The organism is Leptospira koniambonensis, from assembly GCF_004769555.1.
GTDB classification, from domain to species: Bacteria; Spirochaetota; Leptospiria; order Leptospirales; family Leptospiraceae; genus Leptospira_B; species Leptospira_B koniambonensis.
Map to the genome: position 1 here is coordinate 276,628 of NZ_RQFY01000012.1, position 20,978 is coordinate 297,605.

The 20,978-nt window shown below is 40.1% G+C and carries 12 protein-coding genes; 9 read left to right on the forward strand and 3 right to left on the reverse strand.

Annotated elements, in window-relative coordinates; translation table 11 throughout:
* Nucleotides 1-96: 96 nt before the first annotated feature.
* Nucleotides 97-2,079, forward strand: coding sequence for an HD domain-containing phosphohydrolase (locus EHQ52_RS19165; protein ID WP_135616980.1), 1,983 nt, complete (start codon nucleotides 97-99; stop codon nucleotides 2,077-2,079).
* Nucleotides 2,080-2,081: 2 nt separating this feature from the next.
* On the opposite strand, the gene murD is transcribed toward EHQ52_RS19165, so the two are convergent.
* A complete protein-coding gene (murD, locus tag EHQ52_RS19170) occupies nucleotides 2,082-3,431 on the reverse strand; it encodes a UDP-N-acetylmuramoyl-L-alanine--D-glutamate ligase (protein ID WP_135616981.1) in 1,350 nt (449 codons plus the stop codon).
* A 73-nt stretch (nucleotides 3,432-3,504) separates the two neighbouring features.
* On the opposite strand from murD, the gene EHQ52_RS19175 reads away from it, so the two are divergent.
* The 6 genes from EHQ52_RS19175 (at nucleotide 3,505) to EHQ52_RS19200 (ending at nucleotide 16,642) form a co-directional block, all read left to right on the forward strand.
* Nucleotides 3,505-3,843: an STAS domain-containing protein gene (locus EHQ52_RS19175; protein ID WP_008596972.1), complete on the forward strand. Its 339-nt coding sequence runs from the start codon at nucleotides 3,505-3,507 to the stop codon at nucleotides 3,841-3,843.
* Between the two features lie 3 nt (nucleotides 3,844-3,846).
* Complete coding sequence (locus EHQ52_RS19180; protein ID WP_135616982.1) at nucleotides 3,847-4,599, forward strand: beta/alpha barrel domain-containing protein; 753 nt, start codon at nucleotides 3,847-3,849, stop codon at nucleotides 4,597-4,599.
* Nucleotides 4,600-5,000: 401 nt separating this feature from the next.
* Nucleotides 5,001-6,074 carry a TMEM43 family protein gene (locus tag EHQ52_RS19185; RefSeq protein WP_135616983.1) on the forward strand — a complete coding sequence of 358 codons (1,074 nt, stop codon included), beginning with the start codon at nucleotides 5,001-5,003 and terminating at the stop codon, nucleotides 6,072-6,074.
* 431 nt (nucleotides 6,075-6,505) lie between these two features.
* Nucleotides 6,506-10,144: a hypothetical protein gene (locus EHQ52_RS19190; RefSeq protein ID WP_135616984.1), complete on the forward strand. Its 3,639-nt coding sequence runs from the start codon at nucleotides 6,506-6,508 to the stop codon at nucleotides 10,142-10,144.
* Nucleotides 10,145-10,176: 32 nt separating this feature from the next.
* On the forward strand, nucleotides 10,177-13,275 hold the full coding sequence (locus EHQ52_RS19195; protein WP_135616985.1) for an Ig-like domain-containing domain: 3,099 nt from the start codon (nucleotides 10,177-10,179) through the stop codon (nucleotides 13,273-13,275).
* Nucleotides 13,276-13,618: 343 nt separating this feature from the next.
* Nucleotides 13,619-16,642, forward strand: a complete 3,024-nt coding sequence (locus tag EHQ52_RS19200; RefSeq protein WP_244244961.1) for an Ig-like domain-containing domain — start codon at nucleotides 13,619-13,621, stop codon at nucleotides 16,640-16,642.
* 63 nt (nucleotides 16,643-16,705) lie between these two features.
* Here the strand turns inward: EHQ52_RS19200 and EHQ52_RS19205 are convergent, their stop codons facing one another.
* Together EHQ52_RS19205 and EHQ52_RS19210 are read right to left on the reverse strand one after the other, a co-directional pair.
* The gene (locus EHQ52_RS19205; protein ID WP_135616987.1) at nucleotides 16,706-17,440 is read right to left on the reverse strand and encodes a FecR family protein; all 735 of its coding nucleotides are present in this window, start codon (nucleotides 17,438-17,440) and stop codon (nucleotides 16,706-16,708) included.
* 10 nt (nucleotides 17,441-17,450) lie between these two features.
* A complete protein-coding gene (locus EHQ52_RS19210; protein WP_135616988.1) occupies nucleotides 17,451-18,896 on the reverse strand; it encodes a hypothetical protein in 1,446 nt (481 codons plus the stop codon).
* Nucleotides 18,897-19,201: 305 nt separating this feature from the next.
* On the opposite strand from EHQ52_RS19210, the gene EHQ52_RS19220 reads away from it, so the two are divergent.
* Nucleotides 19,202-20,167: a sensor histidine kinase gene (locus EHQ52_RS19220; protein ID WP_135616990.1), complete on the forward strand. Its 966-nt coding sequence runs from the start codon at nucleotides 19,202-19,204 to the stop codon at nucleotides 20,165-20,167.
* The gene (locus EHQ52_RS19225) at nucleotides 20,164-20,904 is read left to right on the forward strand and encodes a LytR/AlgR family response regulator transcription factor (RefSeq protein WP_135616991.1); all 741 of its coding nucleotides are present in this window, start codon (nucleotides 20,164-20,166) and stop codon (nucleotides 20,902-20,904) included. The genes EHQ52_RS19220 and EHQ52_RS19225 overlap by 4 nt, the downstream gene beginning before the upstream one ends.
* Nucleotides 20,905-20,978 lie beyond the last annotated feature (74 nt).

A 20,978-nucleotide genomic window follows, 5' to 3' on the forward strand; every position in this document is an offset into this window, starting at 1 on the left:
GCCAAACGGCCGTTTTTCGAAGGAATATCCAAGGCTAAAACTTGAAAAAAACTCCTTTTCACGATTTTAAAAGATGCTTAGGATGGGATAATCAGGATGGAATCCAAGTTTAAGCAATATATCGTAACGGATTCCGCTACTCTTGCAGGAAGACTTTCGATCCTCCGTACCAAGATGTCGGCTGAGCTGATCAATCTGAAAGACTTTTTTGAGTCTAAAGAAATCAGAGATACTCCTCAGTTCGTAGACATTTTATTTTATATCTCCGACAAAACTTTAGAGTCGGAACATAGTAAGATCAGAGAACAACTCAAGAATAATCCTCTAATACTAGCCCGGTTTATTTTGAACGCTGACCTTGGTTACGAAGGTTATAAAAATACGGAAATCGAAGATGATCTGATTTTTGGAATATTGCCTGAGATCACTTCTGATCTTCATCTTTCTAAAACATTAGCAAACGGATTTTTGCATCTGCATATGATCACGGATCAGTTTGATCTATTACATAAGATCAATACTGCAAAATATGAGATCAACAGATTGACCAGGATCGGTATCAGCTTAGCTAACGAAAAAGATTTTGATAAACTTTTAAGAGAGATCTTATATAGTGCAAGAGAGATCTGTAATGCAGACTCAGGTTCCTTATATCTTGTAGAACAAGACGATATAGGATTTATTCGAAATTTACGTTTTAAAATTTCAGCATTGAGCATTGATACAGAAGAATTCATTCTTCCGATCAATAAATCCAGTATTGCAGGTTATGTTGCGGAAACTGGTAAAGTCCTGAACATACAAGATGTTTATGATCTGCCTGCCGATGCAGAATTCTCTTTCAATAGTAATTTTGATATATTATCGAATTATCATACAAAATCCATGTTAGTCGTTCCTATGAAAGGTCATAGGGGAGATGTAGTAGGTGTTCTTCAGCTCATTAACCGCAAAAGGAATTTTAGCCAGAAATTGAGTGTAGAACAGATGAAAGGGGAGGAAATCCAACCTTTCGATGATTATTCCACTCAACTTGTGCTTGGAGTTGCGGGACAAGCAGCCGTAGCCATCCAAAACAATTATCTATTGAGAGAAATCGAAACATTATTCGAAGGATTTGTAACTGCATCAGTAAATGCGATCGAAGCCAGGGACCCAACCACAAGTGGTCACTCTTTTAGAGTTGCTGTATTGACAGTTGGACTTGCGGAAACATTAGATCGAGTAGACTTCGGAAAATATAAGGAAACAAAATTTTCCAAAGAACAGCTCAAAGAGATCCGATACGCTTCTTTACTTCACGATTTCGGGAAGGTTGGAGTTCGAGAAAAAGTTTTGGTTAAGGCCAAAAAATTAGAAGATCTTGAGATCGGTCTGATTGATTGGAGATTCCGCTACTTAAAAAAAGATTTCGAATCTAAATTAAACTTAAGAAAAGTAGAATATTTAAAAAAACATGGACCTACAGGATACATAGATTTTGAAAAAGCGATAGAATTTGAGTTCAATGAAGAATGTAAAAGACTTACTTCTATGTTCCAGATCATCAGCCAGAGTAATGAACCTTCTATATTAGAAGAAGCGAATTCTCAGTTTTTAGAAGAGATCGCCAAGATACAGTACATCACGACAGAAGGAGAAAATTTAGAACTTATCTCTCCTTATGAATTTGGATTTTTAACCATCAAAAAAGGTTCTTTGGATTTTGATGAAAGAAAAGAGATTGAATCCCACGTAGAGCATACATTTCAGTTCCTAAGTAAGATCCCTTGGACAAATGATCTAAAGATGGTGCCAACCATTGCACATGCTCACCACGAAAAATTAAATGGAACAGGATATCCAAGAGGACTTTCCGGAGAAGATATCCCGATCCAATCTAGGATCATGACTATCTCAGATATATTCGATGCATTGACTGATCAAGATAGACCGTATAAAAAAGCGGTTCCTGTAGATAGAGCCTTGGACATTTTAGAAATGGAAGCCAAGGAAAATCATTTGGATGGAGATCTATTAAAAGTATTCGTAGAGTCCAAGGTCTGGGAAAAATTAAACCACCAAGGACATCTTAAATAAATCTAAGGTTCCTCTCTGGTCCAATCGGAGACTAATTTTAAAAAATGTTCTCCTCTTTCTTCAAAGTTTTTATATAGATCAAAACTTGCACAAGCTGGTGAAAATATTACAGACGAAACTCTTGCTCTTCCTGAACGCACTGCAGTTTTGATTTGAGAAAAACCTTCTTCCAAATTATCCGCTAATATTAAATGAGCACCTAGGATAGGAGAGATCACTGGAGCCCAGGTCTCCCTTGCTTCTCCGATCAATAAAACCCATCCGACTCCTGTGGCCAAAAATTCTTTCAGAGGTCCTAAAGGTTCAGCTTTTGGTCTTCCACCTAAAATAAGAAAGGTCCCTTTTTTGTCCTTCCAAGTGTTTAAACCGGCAAGCATACTATGAAGGTTCGTAGATTTGGAATCATTGATAAAAGAAATACCTGCCGCTTTTCCTGCATGTTGGAAACGATGAGGAAGTCCTTTAAAAGTCCCAATTAGGTTTTGGATATGCTCCGGTTTAGCACCGATAGCTTCTGAGGCTAGGATAGAAGCTGCCAGATTATCTAAATTATGACCGCCTGGGAGAGGAAAGTTTTTAGCATCATAAATTGCTTTTGCAGTTTTGATTGTTCTTTCTTCTTCCGAGATGATCGCATCATTTCCTGATTCTCTGCCGAAGACCAAAATTTTACAAGACCATCCCAATATCTGGATTCTTTCTTTAAAAAGTTTAGAACTGGTCACAAGAGTATGACGAGGGTTAGTGGAATCTACAATTCGAGTTTTTGCTGCAAAATAATTATCTAAATTTTTATGCCTTTCTAAATGATCCGAGGCAAGATTTAATATTACAGATACGTTAAGTTCTAAAGGACCAGAATCTTCTAACTGATAGCTAGAAAGTTCCAACACTGAAAGTGGAACCGGTTTTAGACAAAAATCGCTGAAGGCCAAACCAATATTTCCACCTGCAGTCGCTCCAGGAAAATCTTCAGAAACTAAATGAGTAGTCAGAGAAGTTGTCGTGGATTTTCCGTCTGTGCCTGTTACTCCTATCAATTTTCCGGAATAGAATGCTCTTGCTAATTCAACTTCGGAAACTACTGGGATCGCGAGAGAATTTGCTTGGGAAATTACAGAATGAGAAGGAGAAATGCCTGGACTTTTTATGATGAGTGCGATTGGAAGAAGGTCAGCTAAGATTACATCTTCGCCTACGAACGTTACATTTGAATCTGGCACGGCTTCCGAATTACAAAGAACGGCATTCGCCTGTCTCTCTTTCAAGAGTCGGAGAGCCGCCATGCCGGAAACTCCCCCGCCGAGAACCAGGACTCTTTGGCCTAATAAGGAGGTAGGAAAATTCTTCATCTTGGGGAACTTGGTTGACAGGCTATTTTTTGCATCGAGAATTGTCTCTAAATTATCGCTAGGGTAGGTTCCTTTGCTCGATCATAAGGTACAGGACGGAGTTCTAATAGTTTACCTCAAGGGACGTTTGGACGTTTCCATCGCAAACGAGGTGGAAGAAAATCTGAACGATCTAATCGATAACCAAGGACATACCAGGGTTATTCTGAACATGCAAGACGTAGATTATATGTCTTCATCCGGATTCAGGGCTTGTATTTCTACACTCAGAAAATTGAACGCAAAAGAAGGCGGTCTCAAAATTTGTGGGATCAAACCGGCGGTTAAAAGAATTTTCGATGTGATCGAACTTACTTCTTTATTTGATATCCGCGAAACTGAGGACGAGGCGCTTCGAACCTTTCGTGCATAACCGATGATGGCATTACATCGGGTTCTCCAAGAAATCGTAGAAGAAAAAAAAAGGGAAATCGAAAGTATTCCCGAATATAAACCTGCTCCATTTTCTGGAGTGGGTTTGTGGCAATCTCTACGTTCTCGCAAATTTTCAATCATCTCAGAATGTAAAAAAATGAGTCCTTCTTCCGGCATCATCCGGCAAGAATACGACGCAGTTTCTATCGCAAAAACTTATTCAGAATGTGGAGCTACTGCGATCTCAGTTCTCACTGATAAAAAATTTTTTGGCGGATCCCTTGAAGATCTCAAAAATGTTTCTTCTCAGGTCAATATACCTATATTAAGAAAAGATTTTATAATAGATACAAAACAAGTAGCTGAAGCTCGAGAATTTGGAGCAGCCGCGATCCTTCTTATTGTTCGTATACTTACACCTGAAAAACTCACTGAACTGATCAAAGAAGCCAAAAAATATAATATGGATGTTCTTACAGAGATCCATACAGAAGAAGAAGCAATCATCGCTACGAAAGCAGGAGCGAATATTGTTGGGATCAATACTAGAGATCTGGACGATTTTAGCATTCATCAGGATCTGGTTCCTAAGGTAGCTTCTAAACTTTCTCCTAATATAGTGAAAGTAGGAGAATCCGGGGTCAAAAGTAAGGCTGACTTGGACGAATTTCGTTCCCATGTGGACGCTGCACTTATCGGGACCTATTTTATGGAAAAGTCAGATATCCGTAAAGCCTGGCTGGAACTTTTCTGAGTTTGGGTTTTCACAAAAACTTTTATAATATTCAAAAATTAGAATATACCTAAAAAAGTTTGGGCGGCTCTTCGCTTTGCTCAGACCAGGCTACTGCGGGTTCGCGCATACGCGCTCATCCGGCAAGCCGGACTAGCGCCCTGCGTATCCTTGCCGCGGGCTGCAAGTTTTGCACGCAGAGTCGCGAAGCCGCAGAGAATTTTTGTAGTAATTTCCAATATCACAATATTCCCTCCGCGTCTTTGCGCCTCTGCGTGATTTTACCGCCCTAATTTTCTAAAACGTACGTTTGGAGAACGGATCTTCTTCTTTTCGGATTGGAAAAAAGATATTGCCTAACGAATTGTGTGGAATGTAGAATGCCCTTTCGTCTTTTTTAAGGCCAGTTGGGAGGTTTTTACATGGCGTTTGAAGAATCAGGGGAAGGTTCGAGCATATTCGGATCGATTGGTGACTCGTTCAAAGGAATGTTGACTGGGGTAGTTTTATTCCCTCTTTCCTTATATTTGATATTTCAAGTGGAAACTTGTGAACAAGCAAGTGCGGCTCTCAAAGGTGCATTACCTGCATCCCAAGCAAAACCTGGGATTGCGTCTTATGTTACGGGTAAATTGAGCGCTGATGCATTGGGTGGAGAATTCGTAAAACCTGGAAAGTATATTTCCTATTCTCAATCTTCCGAAGTATACGCTTGGGAAGAAACTAGCAAAGAAGATTCTAAAACCAAAAAAACAATCTATGATTGTGAATTGGATTGGATCTCTTCTCCTAAAAATCCTAGAAATTTCAAAGATCCTGCATGTAAGTCTAAACCTTTTTACCAGGCTACTGTAAGGGATAGTGACCCTCTCTTTGCTTCCGACGGGAAAATTAAAACCGACGAAGGCAAAACCTATAGCGTGAATTTAAGCAAAGTGGATCTAACTTCTGCGGTACCTTCTGTGAGCCCAGGATCAGCGGAGTTGGTAAAAGGAATTGCTGAAGGGGATTATATCTACCTATCTCAAAAATGTGCAAGCAACCAAACTGAAGGTTGTGAAAGGGTCAGTGTATCTCTTGTCCCAGTTCCGGAAGAAAATATGACTTTCGTGGGATCAGTGAACGGAAACTCGATTGGTCAATTTATTAGCGAAGAAGGTAATAAATTTTTAAATGCCTCTGTGGGTGATTTCCAATCCACAATGAAGGACATCCAAAGCGATGATAATACAATGAAATGGATCATGAGAGCTGGTTGTTTTATCGCTATGTGGGTAAGTTTTAATCTTCTTGCGGGACCTTTACTTTCTCTTTTAAGTTTTATTCCTCTTGTGGGAGAATTTGGCAAAACCGCTCTTTCTCTAGTATTCGGAGTTGTGGCTTTCGTAATTACTGCGATTACCATTCTTCTTGTGAAGTTCTGGTATATTTGGTTAATATTGGGACTTGCTGCGATAGGTTACGCTATATACAAAAAGAAAGCGGCAACCGCTTAACTTACATATTCAAAATGTAATAAAGAAAAAGGCCGAGAATTTCTCGGCCTTTTTTATTTTCTGTGGCTTTCGAGACCACTCATTGTAAATAAAAACTTTCCAAAAATTAAACGTGCGTTTACTCGAAAGCTAGATTAAATCATGATTTAGAACATGATTTTAAGTAGTATTCTTGAGAAATAAGAGGCGTATAAGGGCTTTAAAAATAACGTACGTTATCCTAAAAATCATCAATTATAGTGAAAAAAATCCTTGTCTATACCGTTATAGTATGTACCAGTATAGCGATCGATACACGATTAGAACAATTGATATAAAAAAAGATTGAAGGTTTTTTAGAACCACGGTATAAATAGAAGCCGTTCTGGTTCTAAAAAATAACAATTGTTCAAAAAAGCGAACATAGACCCAGAGAGGTTTAAGGGATGAAGATGCTGCCAATAGGAGAACTTACAGGGGAGAATAGTCGCCTCTTAGTTTTTAAGAAAAATATAATTTTCATTTCTCTTATATTATCATTATCCGCGGCCTGCTCTCATGCTGGAACGGATAAAAACGGAATTTCTCAATTTTCGGATAATACTGATGACTACAAAGGTGTTTCTTTATTCAGTTTTTTGAATCCTTATCCAGTGGTGAAAAGTTTTTTCACCACTTTGGACCCAGTTGGCTTCAATGAGGCCTTGGGCGATTCACTCTCCCAAGCTCCAAGACAGGACAATTTAGGCACAATTCGCGCCCTAGAATCTGCTATGTTGCAGAGTAGAACCAGCGTCCAAACACTTTCTTTGGGCCTTGCAGACGTGATCGAAAAGATGCAAACTTCGAATCCTGCTGCATATTCTTCAATCCAGCCGGTTTTTGAAAAGATCCGTCATTATAAAAAACCTGTGGTTCGTAATCTAATGCCTCTTGGTGCGAACCAACTTTTGATCGAATATAATACAAAATCTGCGAATCAGATCGCTACTTCTATCCATGATACTGCTGATCTTTTGGTAGATCCTGATACTGTAGATACTCTTCATGATATAGAAGATTTTCTTTATAAAGGATTACGTAAAAATACTACATTCCGCACAGGAGTGGAGAATTTGTTAGGAGGATTTTTTGCTCCTTCTCTGCTTACTGATCGTACTTTAAAAGAAGGTTTTATCTCTCTCGTTTATGATTTCGGCGAGATGATGTATAAAGCTGCTGGATTTGAGGATCAGATGACTCCTCAAACTTCATTTAAGAATTTTATAATAAACGCCGAGAACTTTTTCACAGCGAATACTGTTTCTCCTGCGGAGCCCAGCGCTAACGAATATTCTACAAACGCAGCTTATAATTCTCCAGGAGGCGGTTTAAAACCTGCTGAATTAAGAACAATGTTGCGAGATCTATTCGTAACGATTAAGGGATTAATTTTTGCGCAAGGAGATGTAACTGTAAACGTTCTGAAAGAAACCGCTAAGAATGCATATTTATTAGATTTTATGCGTAATTCTTCCGGTTCCAGCCAGACTTTTAGAGATCTTTTACAGTTAGATGGTGATGGAAGAAATCGCCAAACGGATGTGGAAAGCCGTCCACTTTCTTCTCTTGAGACTCTATTTATTGTTCTTACACTTGCTGATAATTACGGTTACAGATGGAATCCAGCCCAAACAACTCACAATGCTCTAACGGATACTGGACCTTTTACTACTGGAGGAGAATTAACTTTAGGTGATGCAATGTTCAGTATGGGATCTGTTATTGGATCCGGAGATTCATTCAATTTTAAGAATATTACAGAATTGAGCCGCACTAGTTCCAAGGTATTTAGAGACGGTTCAATTTATAAAATAGGTTTTAATACTAGAGTTCTTTCTATCTTAGAAGCTCCTTCTCGTGGAGAGGCTCAACAAATTACAGATCCTGCTTCGGAAGCAACATTCGATAAATTATATAATAAAACAATTCCTTGGATGTTGGATTGGATCGTTAAGGTTACCTTAGAAGGTTATGGTCCTTATTATAGCCAAACAGACGGTGGAGGACAACCTTTAGCTCCGAATGGAAATCCTTTGCAATACCAACCTAGTTGGAATACTTCCAAATATTATGTGCAAATCGATCCAGGAACAGGCGGAGAGAGAAGGATTTATCTTGGCGGCGTGGATCAAACCGCTGCTTCTGCTGTACTCACCAATAAAGGTTATTATTCAATAACTGAAACGGCTCCTGCTCCAATACAAGTTGCGAGTGCAGAAGAAGCATTTTATAAAAATCTGCAATGGTTATTATACGAAAAAAGATTCGTAGCAGTTCTTCCTGTAAGAGCTAAGTTAGCCGCAACAGTAACTTACCAAGAAGCATTATTTATTACAGCGATCGGAAACGGGATCATGGGAATGATGAATCTCAGCCCGAATTGTGGTCCTCTAAAAGATGATTGCACAAACTTCAATGGGTTTTGGCAGAAAAAAGGAACTCCTCTTAAAACTTTTGATTCAAGTACACAAGCAGGACCATGGGTAGTTCAAGATACAAATCTGCAGGATTTATCTAATGAACCTGGCGACGCAGTTTTCTTTGTAGAAGGCTGGGGATACGGTTTAGCAGGTAACGAAGGTTTTCAAGTTACTGCAGTATATTCTGCATTATTCCCTCTTTTAATTCCTGATCCAACTACTGTATATGGAATGATCCCTCCTGTAGTATCTCAAAATGCCGGTGTGATCAAACAACTCGGTTTCTTGGGAACTACTGATACTACTGCTTCTCAAGTAAATGCTAACTGGAATAAAAGAAATCGTCTGACTCCTTTCATTGTGGCGTTGGCAAAAGCTCTCGGAGACGATGCTAAGGACTCGGCGAATAGACCACTGGGAAAAAATCCTTATAAACTATTTACTGGTCTTGCGGAGATATTCTCTCGTCCTTATGTTTATTATGGCCCAGACCAAACTTACGGACCTAATGGAGTATATGACTCTAATGTAAGTCCGATCCAAGGGACAGGAATTCCTTCTCCGGGACCTTCTTTTATTCAAATTAGGACTGTAGGAATTAGTTCCGGTATCCGGAATCCTAAAGCTACTCCAGTAGAATACAAACCTTCTAAAAATTACAGAACTCTCTTAAGTGTTTTGATAGAAGGAACTTCTACACCTACAAGCACCGATCGTAACCGTATGACGGACGGTCCTTTGGATCTATTAAGTAAAACTGATATTCTTTCTGGGCTTATCAAGTTCACTACAAATCTGGGAGATCCTGCGAAGGCTGATGCGAGAGATAAGATCATGGACGGTCTTTCTGGGATCTTGAATCAAACAAAACTTTGGTCAGACTGTGGTGGAGAAGCAAATTTCCAAACCAACTGCCCGAACCAATTCGCTATTGATGAAGGGATTGATTGGTTAGTATATCGTGTTGCTGATAAATACGATGATCGTCCTCGTAATGATCTATATGATCCTTCTTGGGTGAAAGTAGATGATCTGGTCAGAAGAATTCGTGACTACGTTTCCAGATCTTCCGGCTGGTCATTAGTAAAATCTTTGGATTTCTTATTGGATCTCTTGTTGGATATCCAACTCACAGCAGGTGAAATTACAAATACTTTGGATCTTCTTTCTTCTCTCTTCTATGTGGGAGATGATACTGACCTGAATAATTCAGCCCTGGATACAAGAACGTATACCATTTCTGATATCGTGACAACAAGCCTTCCTCCTGTTTTGGATTCAATGGCTCCGTACGGAAGGAATTTATACGCAACCGGTTACCAATTGGGTAAACCAGGAAGCTTCTTCAGTTTCTTAGAGAAGAATGCAAACATGTCTGCTCAATACTCTGTAGAAGAACTATTCGAAAACACTAAAGTACTTCTGAGATCTGATATGATCCAAACTTCTCTTATGGATAACAGGGCGTTCCTGTATTCTGCAGGAACTTTGATTGGATTGTTCGGAGATATTTATGAAAGAGGTCGTCGTTTCTCCGGATCTGATGCCTTCTTCTATGATAATTGGAATAACGGACAGCCTACGTCGACGTACTGGGATGATCTGAATGCGATATTCTCACTAAGATGAAAAATAGATATATAACGGGACTACCGACACAAATGAAGACGCAAACATTCAAGGGATTTTTACTTATCAGTTTCGCTGTATTATTCGTATCTATTGGATGCGGGGCGGAAAAACAAGCTAGCCTTTCTGATTCAATCTTTGCAAGTCTCGGGATTGCTACTGATTCCGGGGGAAGTCTTCCTCCAAGTGCGTCTTTAACTCCTTATAAGGATACAGATGAGCCTGCTACTCTTCCTGTAGATTTTGGAACTGCAGGACCTCAAGCATTATTAAACTTATCTTCTACTGACCAAGTGGATCGTTATAAAAGTTTGGAGATTGTTTTCTCTGAACCAATGACACAATCTACAGTGAATGGTGATTTTATTCTGAAAGAAAAAGCCGGGGCTTTATTGCCAGGGCCTGCCGTTGAAAAGGGCGGATCCTTTTACTGGAAATCAGGTGGAAGATTGATCTTCGACCCTTACAAAGAATTAAAACCAAATACTACTTATCAACTCACCCTAACTAGTGCTTCTAAAGGTTTAGAAGGTGGAAATCTTCAGCCTTATACAATAGAATTTACTACTGAGCCCGATTATTTGATCAATGCTACGTTAAACGGAACAGCAGTTGGTCCTGCAAATTCTTCCAAGGATTTAACTTATACTGATGCTGCTCCTGGAACGATCGCGATGAACTTGAATGCGAGTTTCTCTTCTCCCATCAGCGGCGCAAATTCTATCCAGTCGATCAAACTGAAACATTTAAGTTCTACTGCTGAGCATGTGATTTGTGCGGCTCCTCCTTGTGATATGACTGCACCTTTGGCTTCTTCTTTGAACCTGAACACTTTCTCTGGAGCTAAAGCAGGTCTAAAACCATTCCAGGGCGGGAATGCTTATCTTTTCGAGATCACTACTACAAGCGGTAAGGTTTTCCGCAGATCTTTGGGATTCAATTACGGAAAAGTGAATACTACTCCGTATGCTATGATCACAAATGGAGCTGTTGCGATCGTAGATGAAACTCAGGCTTTAAAATTATTCGGTCAGATCTTAGAAAGATTCACTAAGAACGATTATAAGATATCCGGTAAATCATTCTCGGATTTTTCAAATGCTCCTAAAAGCACTTCGAAAAGAACAAGTTATTGTATAGATTATCATTCAGAGATTAACTTTATCCGTAGTTTCGGAGATTCTACCGACCCTGATAACGGAGATGGATACTGCGGTGGATCGGGAGCAAATCCTGGAGCATTCGTAGGTAATGGTTGTTTCTTGGGCTGTTCCGACTTCGATATGGATGTTTATATCACCGGGGTCAATATTCCTGCTATGACCGGAACCGATCCAACAATCACTGCAAGTTTAAGTGTTCCTGCAAATAACAACCTGAAAGTTAGCATTAACGGACGTAAGGCGATTATTAATCTTGCGATTATTGCAAGAAACAGAAATTCCATTGGTCTCGGACTTGTGGGTTCTGGTAGTAAGTTCTATTTTACTACCATTGCAGAAGTGAATTTAAACGAAACTGCAAACCCTCGCGCTGCTGTTGGGAATACAAATACTGTGGTGGATACGAATGGGGAATTTAATATAGCTATTAAAACTCCTTTAACTATAGCAGCCCTTCCTGCAAACACCTCTTCCGATAATTTTTATACGAAAGAATGGTCTGACCATTTAAGAGTTAAAAATAATGCTGGAACTTTGGATTCTGTAGATTATGTAGATTCTACTTCTTGGGCAGCGGACCTTCTATCCTCCGTAACAGCTTCTATCGCGAACGATATGGTTCCGGCTTTAAAACCGGCAATTACTCAATCCATGTTAAAGGACGTTGTGCAAAAGGTTGCTCCTAATGCTTTAAACGCAGTTGTTACGTCCCTGGCAAATCCTGGTTTGGATGTAATATTGCCCGATTATCTTCCTGCGCCTCTCCAAAGTTTCCCTCTTTCTTTGAAATTGAAATTTCAAACAGATGTGGTTCCTACGGTTTCTGGAGCGAATAAAGGACTTGTTGGTTCTGCTTCTGTTGCGCTGGTAGCTAAAAATCCTTTGATCAATACGGATCCGAATTATCACGGACATCAATTAGCTTCCGGTTTTGTGAGCACTCGCCCTGTTCCGAATGCAGATGCTCTTACTAAAACTTTCCCATTCTCTAAAAGTTCTACAAACCCTGGACTTCTTTTAACTTTAACAGCTGATACTGTTACTCAGGCGGCTTATAGTCTCTGGCAAAACGGTGCATTAAACTTAAGAATCAATAAACCTTTTATTGATTCCATCACTGCGTATGCTGGTTCAGATCCTCTCTTTCAGTTGACCCAGGAACTCGTGAAGGTAGGAACTCTCCTAAATATTTTGGCTCCTGGTAGATCTACTTTGGTTGGTTTAAATCCAAGTGATTCTACAAAACTCATCCAGAACGTAAAATCTACAGATGATGTGGATATAGATGTGTATGCGATCCATGCACCTAACGGGGAGTTTAAGTTTGGCGGGGCAAGTTCCATTCCCGCACTCGTTGTAAACTTTACTGACTTAGAATTGAGAATTTATGGAAGAAGACCGAACGGAACTCAGATCGGATATCCTACTTTAAGTTCGATCACTTGCTCTTCTGCGGCAGCGGATAATGCTGCAAACAGTTGTCGTTATCTTTTGAATACTGTGCGTGTAAGTATCAAGGGAGATGGTTCTTTCAATTTTATTCCTTTCGTGAATCCGGATCCAACTGGAAAACCTCAGTATAATAATTTGAACGCTATGAGCCTTGTGATCAAAAAAGATGAGAACAGTATGGCTTATACCCTGGACATTCTGGAAGGAAATTCAGTGAACCCATTCGGATTGGATCCAAAAGGAATTTTCCAAGTGGTAGATCCTTTGATCCGTTCATTGATCATTCCTTTGGTGAATAACGTATTGAGACAGGTTCCTTTGCCTAAATCTTTGAATGTTTCTGCGATCACGAATTTTTCTTCGGGTGCAGTATGTAATCTTCAGTCTACTACGGATAAATTGAAACTGATCACTATCCCGATCCCGAATACGGAACCTTATCCGTATCTATTCGGAGGTCTTCAGTTCCAAGGAGCTGCTGCTACAAACCCTGGAACAGTGGTGCAATGTCCTTAAGAGCATATAGGAATTAGCAAAAGAGGATAAAGTATAGAAACATAATATTATAAAAATAGAATAAATCCTAAACCAAGAGTTTTCTCCAAAATTGAAAATAAACTCTTAAAGGCGGGGCCGGTTCTTCGAAAGAAGAAGGTCCAGTCTGAGGTTGGATAGGCACTGACGGGTGCCGATTCCTGCCGAATTCAAAAGAAATCATGCGATTGAAGACTGGAGAAAAAAGATGGTTACCGGATTGGGTGAAAGAGATAGAATTTTTATTAAACGGACGGTTGTTATAACCTGTCTGGCAGTGCCCCTTTTATTTTTCGGATGTAAAGATTCTGAAAAGGGGGGAGGCATGCTCGATTCATTCCTTAGTTCCATTGGAATTCCTATTGATGATGGAGGCTCAATCCCCGGGGCTTCCAATAATATTAATTATACTGAAACAGATACTCCTGCCACTTTACCTGTTGATTTCGGGACCGCTGGGCCTCAGGTCCTTCTCAATTTAGCTAGTCTCACTCAGGTGGATCGTTATAAAAGTTTAGAGATCGTCTTCTCCGAACCGATGGTTTCAAGCACAGTTAAGGCCGACTTCGTATTTACTGAAAATAATGGGACCCTTCTTCCTGGGCCTCCTACTGAAAAAGGAGGAACTTTCTACTGGAAGTCGGGGGGAAGATTAGTATTCGATCCTTATCGTGAATTAAAGGCAAATACTACTTACAAGCTAACCTTGACTTCTGCTTCCAAAGGATTAGAAGGAGGGGATCTTCAGCCTTATACTGTCAGCTTCATTACGGAGCCGGATTACTATATTACAATGTCCTTAAATGGCACAGGAGTGGGTCCGGCGAATTCTCAAAAAGATCTGACTTACTTAGATGCAACTCCAGGTACAATCTCCATGAACCTGAATGCAAGTTTTTCCAATCCTAGTAATCCAAACCAAATCCAAAGTATTAAATTAAAACATATGGGTTCCACTGCGGAACACGTGATTTGTGCAGCTTCTCCTTGTGATATGACTGCACCTTTGGCTTCTTCCCTAAATTTGAATACTTTTTCAGGAGCAAAAGCTGGGTTGAAACCATACCAAGGAGGGAACGCTTATGAATTCCAGATCTCTACTGCTGATGGGAAAACATTCCGTAGGTCTTTTGGATTTAATTATGGAAAAGTAAATTCTACTCCATATGCTTTAATATCTAATGCCTCTGCCGCGGTTTTTGATGAAGCTCAGACTTTAAAATTATTTTCTAATATTCTCCAAAGGTTTGCTCATGCGGATTTTAAGATCACGAATAAAACGTTTAACGATTTTTCCGGATCTCCTAAAACTACAGACGTTACTCCTCTTAGAGATCCGGACGGCAATGGGAACTTTTCGGACAGAAGATGTATAGATTTCTGGTCTATTACGGCTAATGATTTTCCGATCAGCGTAAATTACGTGAAAACCTACGGGGATATGCCGGGTCAATTCGGGAATGGATATTGCGGGATAGCCGGAAATACTGGCGCATTCAATATTACCGCGAGTTTTGCAGGAAATCTTCCTATGTGGTTGGATGTTTATATCAATAACGTGGTAGTTCCTCCATTAGCTCCAGACAATACCACCAATATCACTGATTCGATTTACGTTCAGGCTGACGGAGTGATGGGGATAGATCTGAATGGAAAAAGATCTGTGATAGATATCACTACTATAGGGTATTCTCATGATTGTACAGTCCTTGCTTGCCTGCTTGGGAACGACGATACTTATGCATTCTCTACCTCGGCGACATTGAACCCGAACTCACCATATACTTCTCGTTTGGCGAGAGCTAAGGCAAACGCAAGCTTTGATTCGAGCGGGAAAATTGCAGTAGCGATCAAAACTCCTTATACACCTACGGATGGAATTAACGGTAACTTTTATGTTTCAGAGTGGACTAATAATCTAAGTGTAGCAGGCGTAAATTTACTCGCTGCCACAGATACATTAGGTTCTTGGCTTTCTCCAATTACAGAAAGTGTAGCGAATAATGCAGTTCCACAGGCGACACCTTATATCACTCAGTCAATGCTTCGAGATATTGTGGAAAGAGTATCTGTGGAAGCAATGAATGCAGTATTAGTCTCATTGAATAATCCAGGTTTGGATGTTACTTTACCGGATTATTTACCTGCACCTTTGAATAATTTTCCTCTGTCTTTGAGGTTGATGGCCCAAAATGATGCGATCGTAAAATCGGACGGAACTAATAAAGGAATACTAACTTCTGCAAGTGTATCTTTAGTTGCTAAAACTCCTCTTGTAAATACGGATCCGAATTATCATGGGCACCAATTGGCTACTGGTTTTGTAAGCACTCGTCCTATTCCGACTGGAACTGCTATGGCGAAAACATATCCATTCTCCAGAAGTAATGCCAATCCAGGATTACTTTTAACATTGAATGCTGATACTGTGACCCAAGCAGCTTATAGTCTCTGGCAAAATGGTGCCTTAAATTTAAGGATCAATAAACAATTTATAAATCAGATCAAACAGTATGCTGGTTCTGATCCTCTTTTCGAATTAACCCAAGAGTTGGTAAAAGTTGGGACCTTACTAAATATATTATCTCCAGGTAGACCCTTAGTAGGTTTAAAACCAAGTGATCCGACTAAGTTTGTTCCGAACGTAAGCGCTACTGATGATGTAGATATTGATGTTTATGCTATACATGCTCCAAATGGTGAATTCAAATTTGGAGGAGCGAGTGCGCTTCCTACTCTGGTAGTGAACTTTACTGATTTAGAATTAAGGATATATGGCAGAAGACTTCCTGGAACAGATGTTGGTAGCGGAAGTTCTGTGCCTTGTAGTGTAGCCGCAGCGGATAGTGCTGCAAACAGTTGCCGTTATCTTTTGAATACTGTAAGAGTTAGTATAAAAGGGGACGGGTCCTTCAATTTTATTCCTTTCGTGAATCCGGATCCTACTGGAAAACCTCAATATAATAATTTGAATGCGCTAAGTCTTGTGATCCGAAAAGACGAAGCTAGTATGTCTTACACAATGGACATTCTGGAAGGGCCTACATTCAATCCTTTTGGTTTGGACCCTAAGGGAATTTTCCAAGTGGTAGATCCTTTGATCCGCTCTCTGATTGTTCCTTTAGTGAATAACGTATTAAGACAGGTGCCTTTGCCTAGTTCTTTGGCCTTGGATGCGATCACGAATGTTAGTTCTGGGAATAAATGTAGTCTTCAATCTACTACGGATAAATTAAGATTAGTTACTATCCCAATCCCGAATTCGGAAGCGTATCCTTATCTATTCGGTGGGCTTCAGTTCCAAGGAGCATTCGCTTCCAATCCTGGAAATGCGATCACTTGCCCTTAGGATAAAAAAAGAGGCTCAGTTTTTCGTGAGCCTCTCATACATTCCAAAATCTTTATAAAAGATTTACATCTTTCCGCCGCCGTATGTCTCATCGCTTGGAACGGAATCTTCTGGAGTCCAGCCTTGAGGTGTATGGCAAGATAGACAGTTCTTTAAGGAAATATTCTTTTTCATTAAATCCTTAAATGGAGGAAGAGATTTGAATTTTACGATAATCCCATCATAAGAACTTCTTTTAGGCTCTTCTCCGCCGCCAGGATAATAGCCACCATTTCCTTTTTCCTGCATAGTTCCGTCTTTCGGATCTCCTGTTCCATTCATCAAAACCTTACCTTCACAAGTACAGAAGGAAGAATCTTTGGTCTTATGGTCATGAAATGCGGAGAAAGCAGTTCCTCTTACGCCAGCAGTAGTAGTAGGAGTGCTGACTTCGAATTTTTTTCCTTTTAGGTTCACAAGTTGGAACCAAGCAAATCCGCTTTGCACTTCTAATTTACCGTCTTTGGATTCATTATACAGGCTGGAAATTTTCAGTTTTGTATTCGGCAGGATCTTAAACTCAGATCCCTTATAGAGAAGGGTGGTTTTGGAAGCGTTTCCTGTAGAAACTATATCTCCCTCTGAAACTAGGTCGCCCTGTTTTAAAATGTTCCAACTTCCCTTGCCGCCTTTTTGTAACTGTACTTTTCCTATCAGGAAGGAGACTCTCGCATCCTTCTCTTTATTCTCTTGGCTTATTAAAACCAAGGAACCGATGGAAAGCATTAAGCTTAAGATCATCCACACTCTTAATTTCATAAATATCTCCTTAAAATTCGATGGTGGTCCAAAGAGTTAACTCTTTGGTCAGGCGGCCGTAGGATACGATCCCGTTATTTGCACCGCCTTGGAATTGTTGTAAATACTCCGCTTTGGTCCTTTCGTTTCCAGACCCATCCACATAAGATTGTTCCCTGTCTCCGTCCTTGTCCCTGTTCCTTGATTCGGTATACCCTATAGAAACACGTAAAGAATCTGTAATATTCCATTCCGCGAATATTGAACCCCTTCTGAAGGAAGAACGAACAGAATAACCGGAAGAATTTACCAAAGGCCCTATGGTATTGGTTTGTATATTCCAATAATCCGATTCGGGACTTCCTGGCATGATCTGGTTTATCTGAGTTCGGTTTGCGGCGAGCATTCCGTCTCTTCCGCTTCCTCCTTCTAATCTACCCACGATCCTAAAATCTCCCCATCCTAAAGACAACCAGGCGTAAGCAGCATTTCCCGTAGAATCCAAACCTGGAGTTATAGCTCCGAACGGTTTAGAAACGTCTCTGATATCTCCGCCTTTCTGTTTTCTGAACACGTATCCAAGTCCAAAGTTGAGAATTTTTTTACGATCAAAATTAGCCTCAACAGCATAAGAGTCACTTTCTAAGGAACGAACATCTTTTCTGAGGTTAGTTAAAGGGTTATTATCTGAAGCAAGACATGCAGTTCCTTCTTTACAATCTGAAGAAGCGGCACCTGTTAAGTTAGCGGATCTATAAAAGAAATGAAGGCCGATCCTATTCTCATCACCTATTTTAGGTTCATAAGAAACTCTGGAAGAAAGATCGAAACCTGTGGAGTCAGTGTTTTGAGTTTGCCTGTAACCTTCTCCATTGGAAAGAATTACTTGGGCGGATATATTATTATCCCATTTCCCTGTTCCGCCTAACCCGATATCGGCGGGAGCGGGTGCGAATCCCAGACTTTCTAGAGGTCCTTTATCTACATATCTCCATCTCCAATAATTTTTCCATTGGGTGTATGTGTGTGGGAGTTCCTGCATTCCAAACGTTAGTGAATATTCTCCAAGTCCAGTTTCCCAGGTTTTGCGGATAAGTGCCCTTCTGATCCCTAAAATATAAGGATTAGATTTAGTTCCTCCGTCCATTCTTGTATCTGCACTTACTTGAGCAGAACGTAATAATTCTCCCCATAGTTCCAAGCTGACCCCTGTTTCTTTAATTTCTTTATTAATGGTCAGAAGGGTCCAAGGAGTGGAGAAACCCGGCTCTTCATTTGGATACGCGTTAGTAAGACCGGAGCCGCCGTCTCTCATTCTCTGGTTATAAGAAGGGGAGAGGATACCACCTATCTTTAAACCGTAAAAACCATCCGGTTCGTCTTTCTTGGTGGTAACGATTTCCTCTGCGGATAAATGTACGGATCCCATAATAAAACATGCTGCGGTGATCAGTTTTCGAATAGATGTCTTTTTCAAAGAGGTCCCCCTCGATTACTTGCCGACAAAAGTCGTAAAGAAAAAATTTCGTTTAGATAAACTTATCCTTACTCTCTTGTCTACCAGACTTTGTATTTAACAAGCTGGTCGATCCGATTTCTGTAGTTTCCATTCGATTGGAATAAACGATACTTCCCTTGGAATAAGATTGTAAAAAGGGAATCGACGGGGTAAAAGAATAAAGGATCAGTGGAGTCGGAACCGGAAAAAAATTTTCGACCATTCTTTCTATGCGCACGTTTAAAATATTATTCTGGTTAACTATAAACACAGTGATCGGCACAATGAATTCGTTGTTAGTCGCTCATAATTCCAAGGCTCCTTTTTGGAAGGTGTTCTTGGCCACTCAGGTGACTACACATTGTGTATGTTCTATAGTCGAGTTTTCTGTAGAATTCCTAAACCGAATGAACAAAGGGGCATTTTTTACCGGTGCTTTTCTGGTAGTAGCTTCTGCGATTGCGTCTGTCTTGGGAGTCGCGTCAGGCGGGATCATCCATGTAATATTATTAGCGGGAGAAGGAGTCGAAAGGCCCCACGGAGGATCTTATAATATTCTTCTAAGCAGCTTAATACTGGCATTATTCATTTCATTTTTAGAAAAATCCATGCAGATCCTGATTGAAAGAAGGAAGAAGATGGAAAGTGAGCTGAAAGATATCCAATACCGGACCTTTCAGAACAGGATGGACCCTCATTATCTGTTTAATACTTTGAATACAATACATTCTTTGCTCGTAACAGACCCTCAAAAAGCAGATAACGCTTTAATTTTACTCTCCGAAACGTATCGATTTTTGTCAGACCGTATTTTCGAAAAAACTATACCGTTTTCGGAAGAATGGGATTTCACGGTAAACTATCTGGAATTACAAAGGATACGATTTTCGGATTCTTTAACGATCAAGATCAAAAAAGTGGGGGATTTTTCCAGGTTGAGGATACCTCCTCTCACATTACAACCATTAGTCGAAAATAGTTTCAAACATGGATTAGAAAATCGTTCCGAGGCAGGGATATTAGAGATCAGTGCAACCGAAAGTTTCGGAAGAATAAAAATAGAGATCAAAAATAATGGGAACGAAAAACAGGAACATCATTTGTTACCTGAATATAAGAAGTCCGAATTTTCTCGCACCTTAAACAATATAAAATCCAGGTTAGAGTATAATTTTGGCGAAGCGGAACTCAAATTAGAAAAAGATAAATTCGGAATCACCACATTACGATTGGAATTTGCATCAAGATGAATAGCGTGCTATATAAAGTTTTAGTCATAGAAGACGAGGTTCCTGCTCGGGACCTTCTCCGCAAATTTTTGGAATATTGGCCTCAGTTCGAAGTGGGCGGGATCGCAAGAACAGGCTCTCAGGCAATCGATCTTCTTAAAAAAGAAAAATTCGATCTGATGTTTTTGGACATCAATCTTCCCGAAAAAACTGGCTTACAGGTCTTGGAAGAAATAGGAGAGAGTCTTCCTGTATTAGTATTTACCACAGCTTATAGGGAGCACACTCTTAAAGCATTCGAAGTTGGGGCCTGCGATTATCTTTTGAAGCCTTATACAAAGGAAAGATTTTCTGCATGTATGGAAAGGGCACTTCATCATCTGCAATTAAAATCAATTTCCAATTCCAGAGCAAGCGGTGAACCGGATCCAGTATTCGTTTTTCGTGATGGAGGTTTGATCCATAGGGTTTTATATGCGGATCTATATTATCTCACTGCAAATGGAAAACGTTCCGTTCTTCATACCAAGGACGGAGATTATGAAACTGCCAAGCTGCTTGGCGATTTAGAAAAAGAATTACCTAAGACTGATTTTTTGCGGATCCACAGAAAACATATGGTGAATCGTAATCTTGTTTCCGCCGCAAAATCCCAAGCGGGCGGCGCTTATACAATTTATCTGAAAGACGAGGACGAGACAAACCTTCCAGTTGGAAGAGAATTCGTGGATGGAGTAAAGGGTTTATTCGGTAAGTGAGGAAGGATGTAGGAGTTCCTACATTTTTTTTTAAACCGCCCCCGCCCTGATTCGGGAGGGGGGAGTGGCCCGTG

What these genes read in the sequence shown, in the direction of transcription:
- EHQ52_RS19165 (WP_135616980.1), top strand. Translation starts at nt 97, where the DNA reads ATGGAATCCAAGTTTAAGCAATATATCGTAACGGATTCCGCTACTCTT.
- murD (WP_135616981.1), bottom strand. Translation starts at nt 3,431, where the DNA reads ATGAAGAATTTTCCTACCTCCTTATTAGGCCAAAGAGTCCTGGTTCTC.
- EHQ52_RS19180 (WP_135616982.1), top strand. Translation starts at nt 3,847, where the DNA reads ATGATGGCATTACATCGGGTTCTCCAAGAAATCGTAGAAGAAAAAAAA.
- EHQ52_RS19185 (WP_135616983.1), top strand. Translation starts at nt 5,001, where the DNA reads ATGGCGTTTGAAGAATCAGGGGAAGGTTCGAGCATATTCGGATCGATT.
- EHQ52_RS19190 (WP_135616984.1), top strand. Translation starts at nt 6,506, where the DNA reads ATGCTGCCAATAGGAGAACTTACAGGGGAGAATAGTCGCCTCTTAGTT.
- EHQ52_RS19195 (WP_135616985.1), top strand. Translation starts at nt 10,177, where the DNA reads ATGAAGACGCAAACATTCAAGGGATTTTTACTTATCAGTTTCGCTGTA.
- EHQ52_RS19200 (WP_244244961.1), top strand. Translation starts at nt 13,619, where the DNA reads ATGCTCGATTCATTCCTTAGTTCCATTGGAATTCCTATTGATGATGGA.
- EHQ52_RS19205 (WP_135616987.1), bottom strand. Translation starts at nt 17,440, where the DNA reads ATGAAATTAAGAGTGTGGATGATCTTAAGCTTAATGCTTTCCATCGGT.
- EHQ52_RS19220 (WP_135616990.1), top strand. Translation starts at nt 19,202, where the DNA reads ATGAATTCGTTGTTAGTCGCTCATAATTCCAAGGCTCCTTTTTGGAAG.
- EHQ52_RS19225 (WP_135616991.1), top strand. Translation starts at nt 20,164, where the DNA reads ATGAATAGCGTGCTATATAAAGTTTTAGTCATAGAAGACGAGGTTCCT.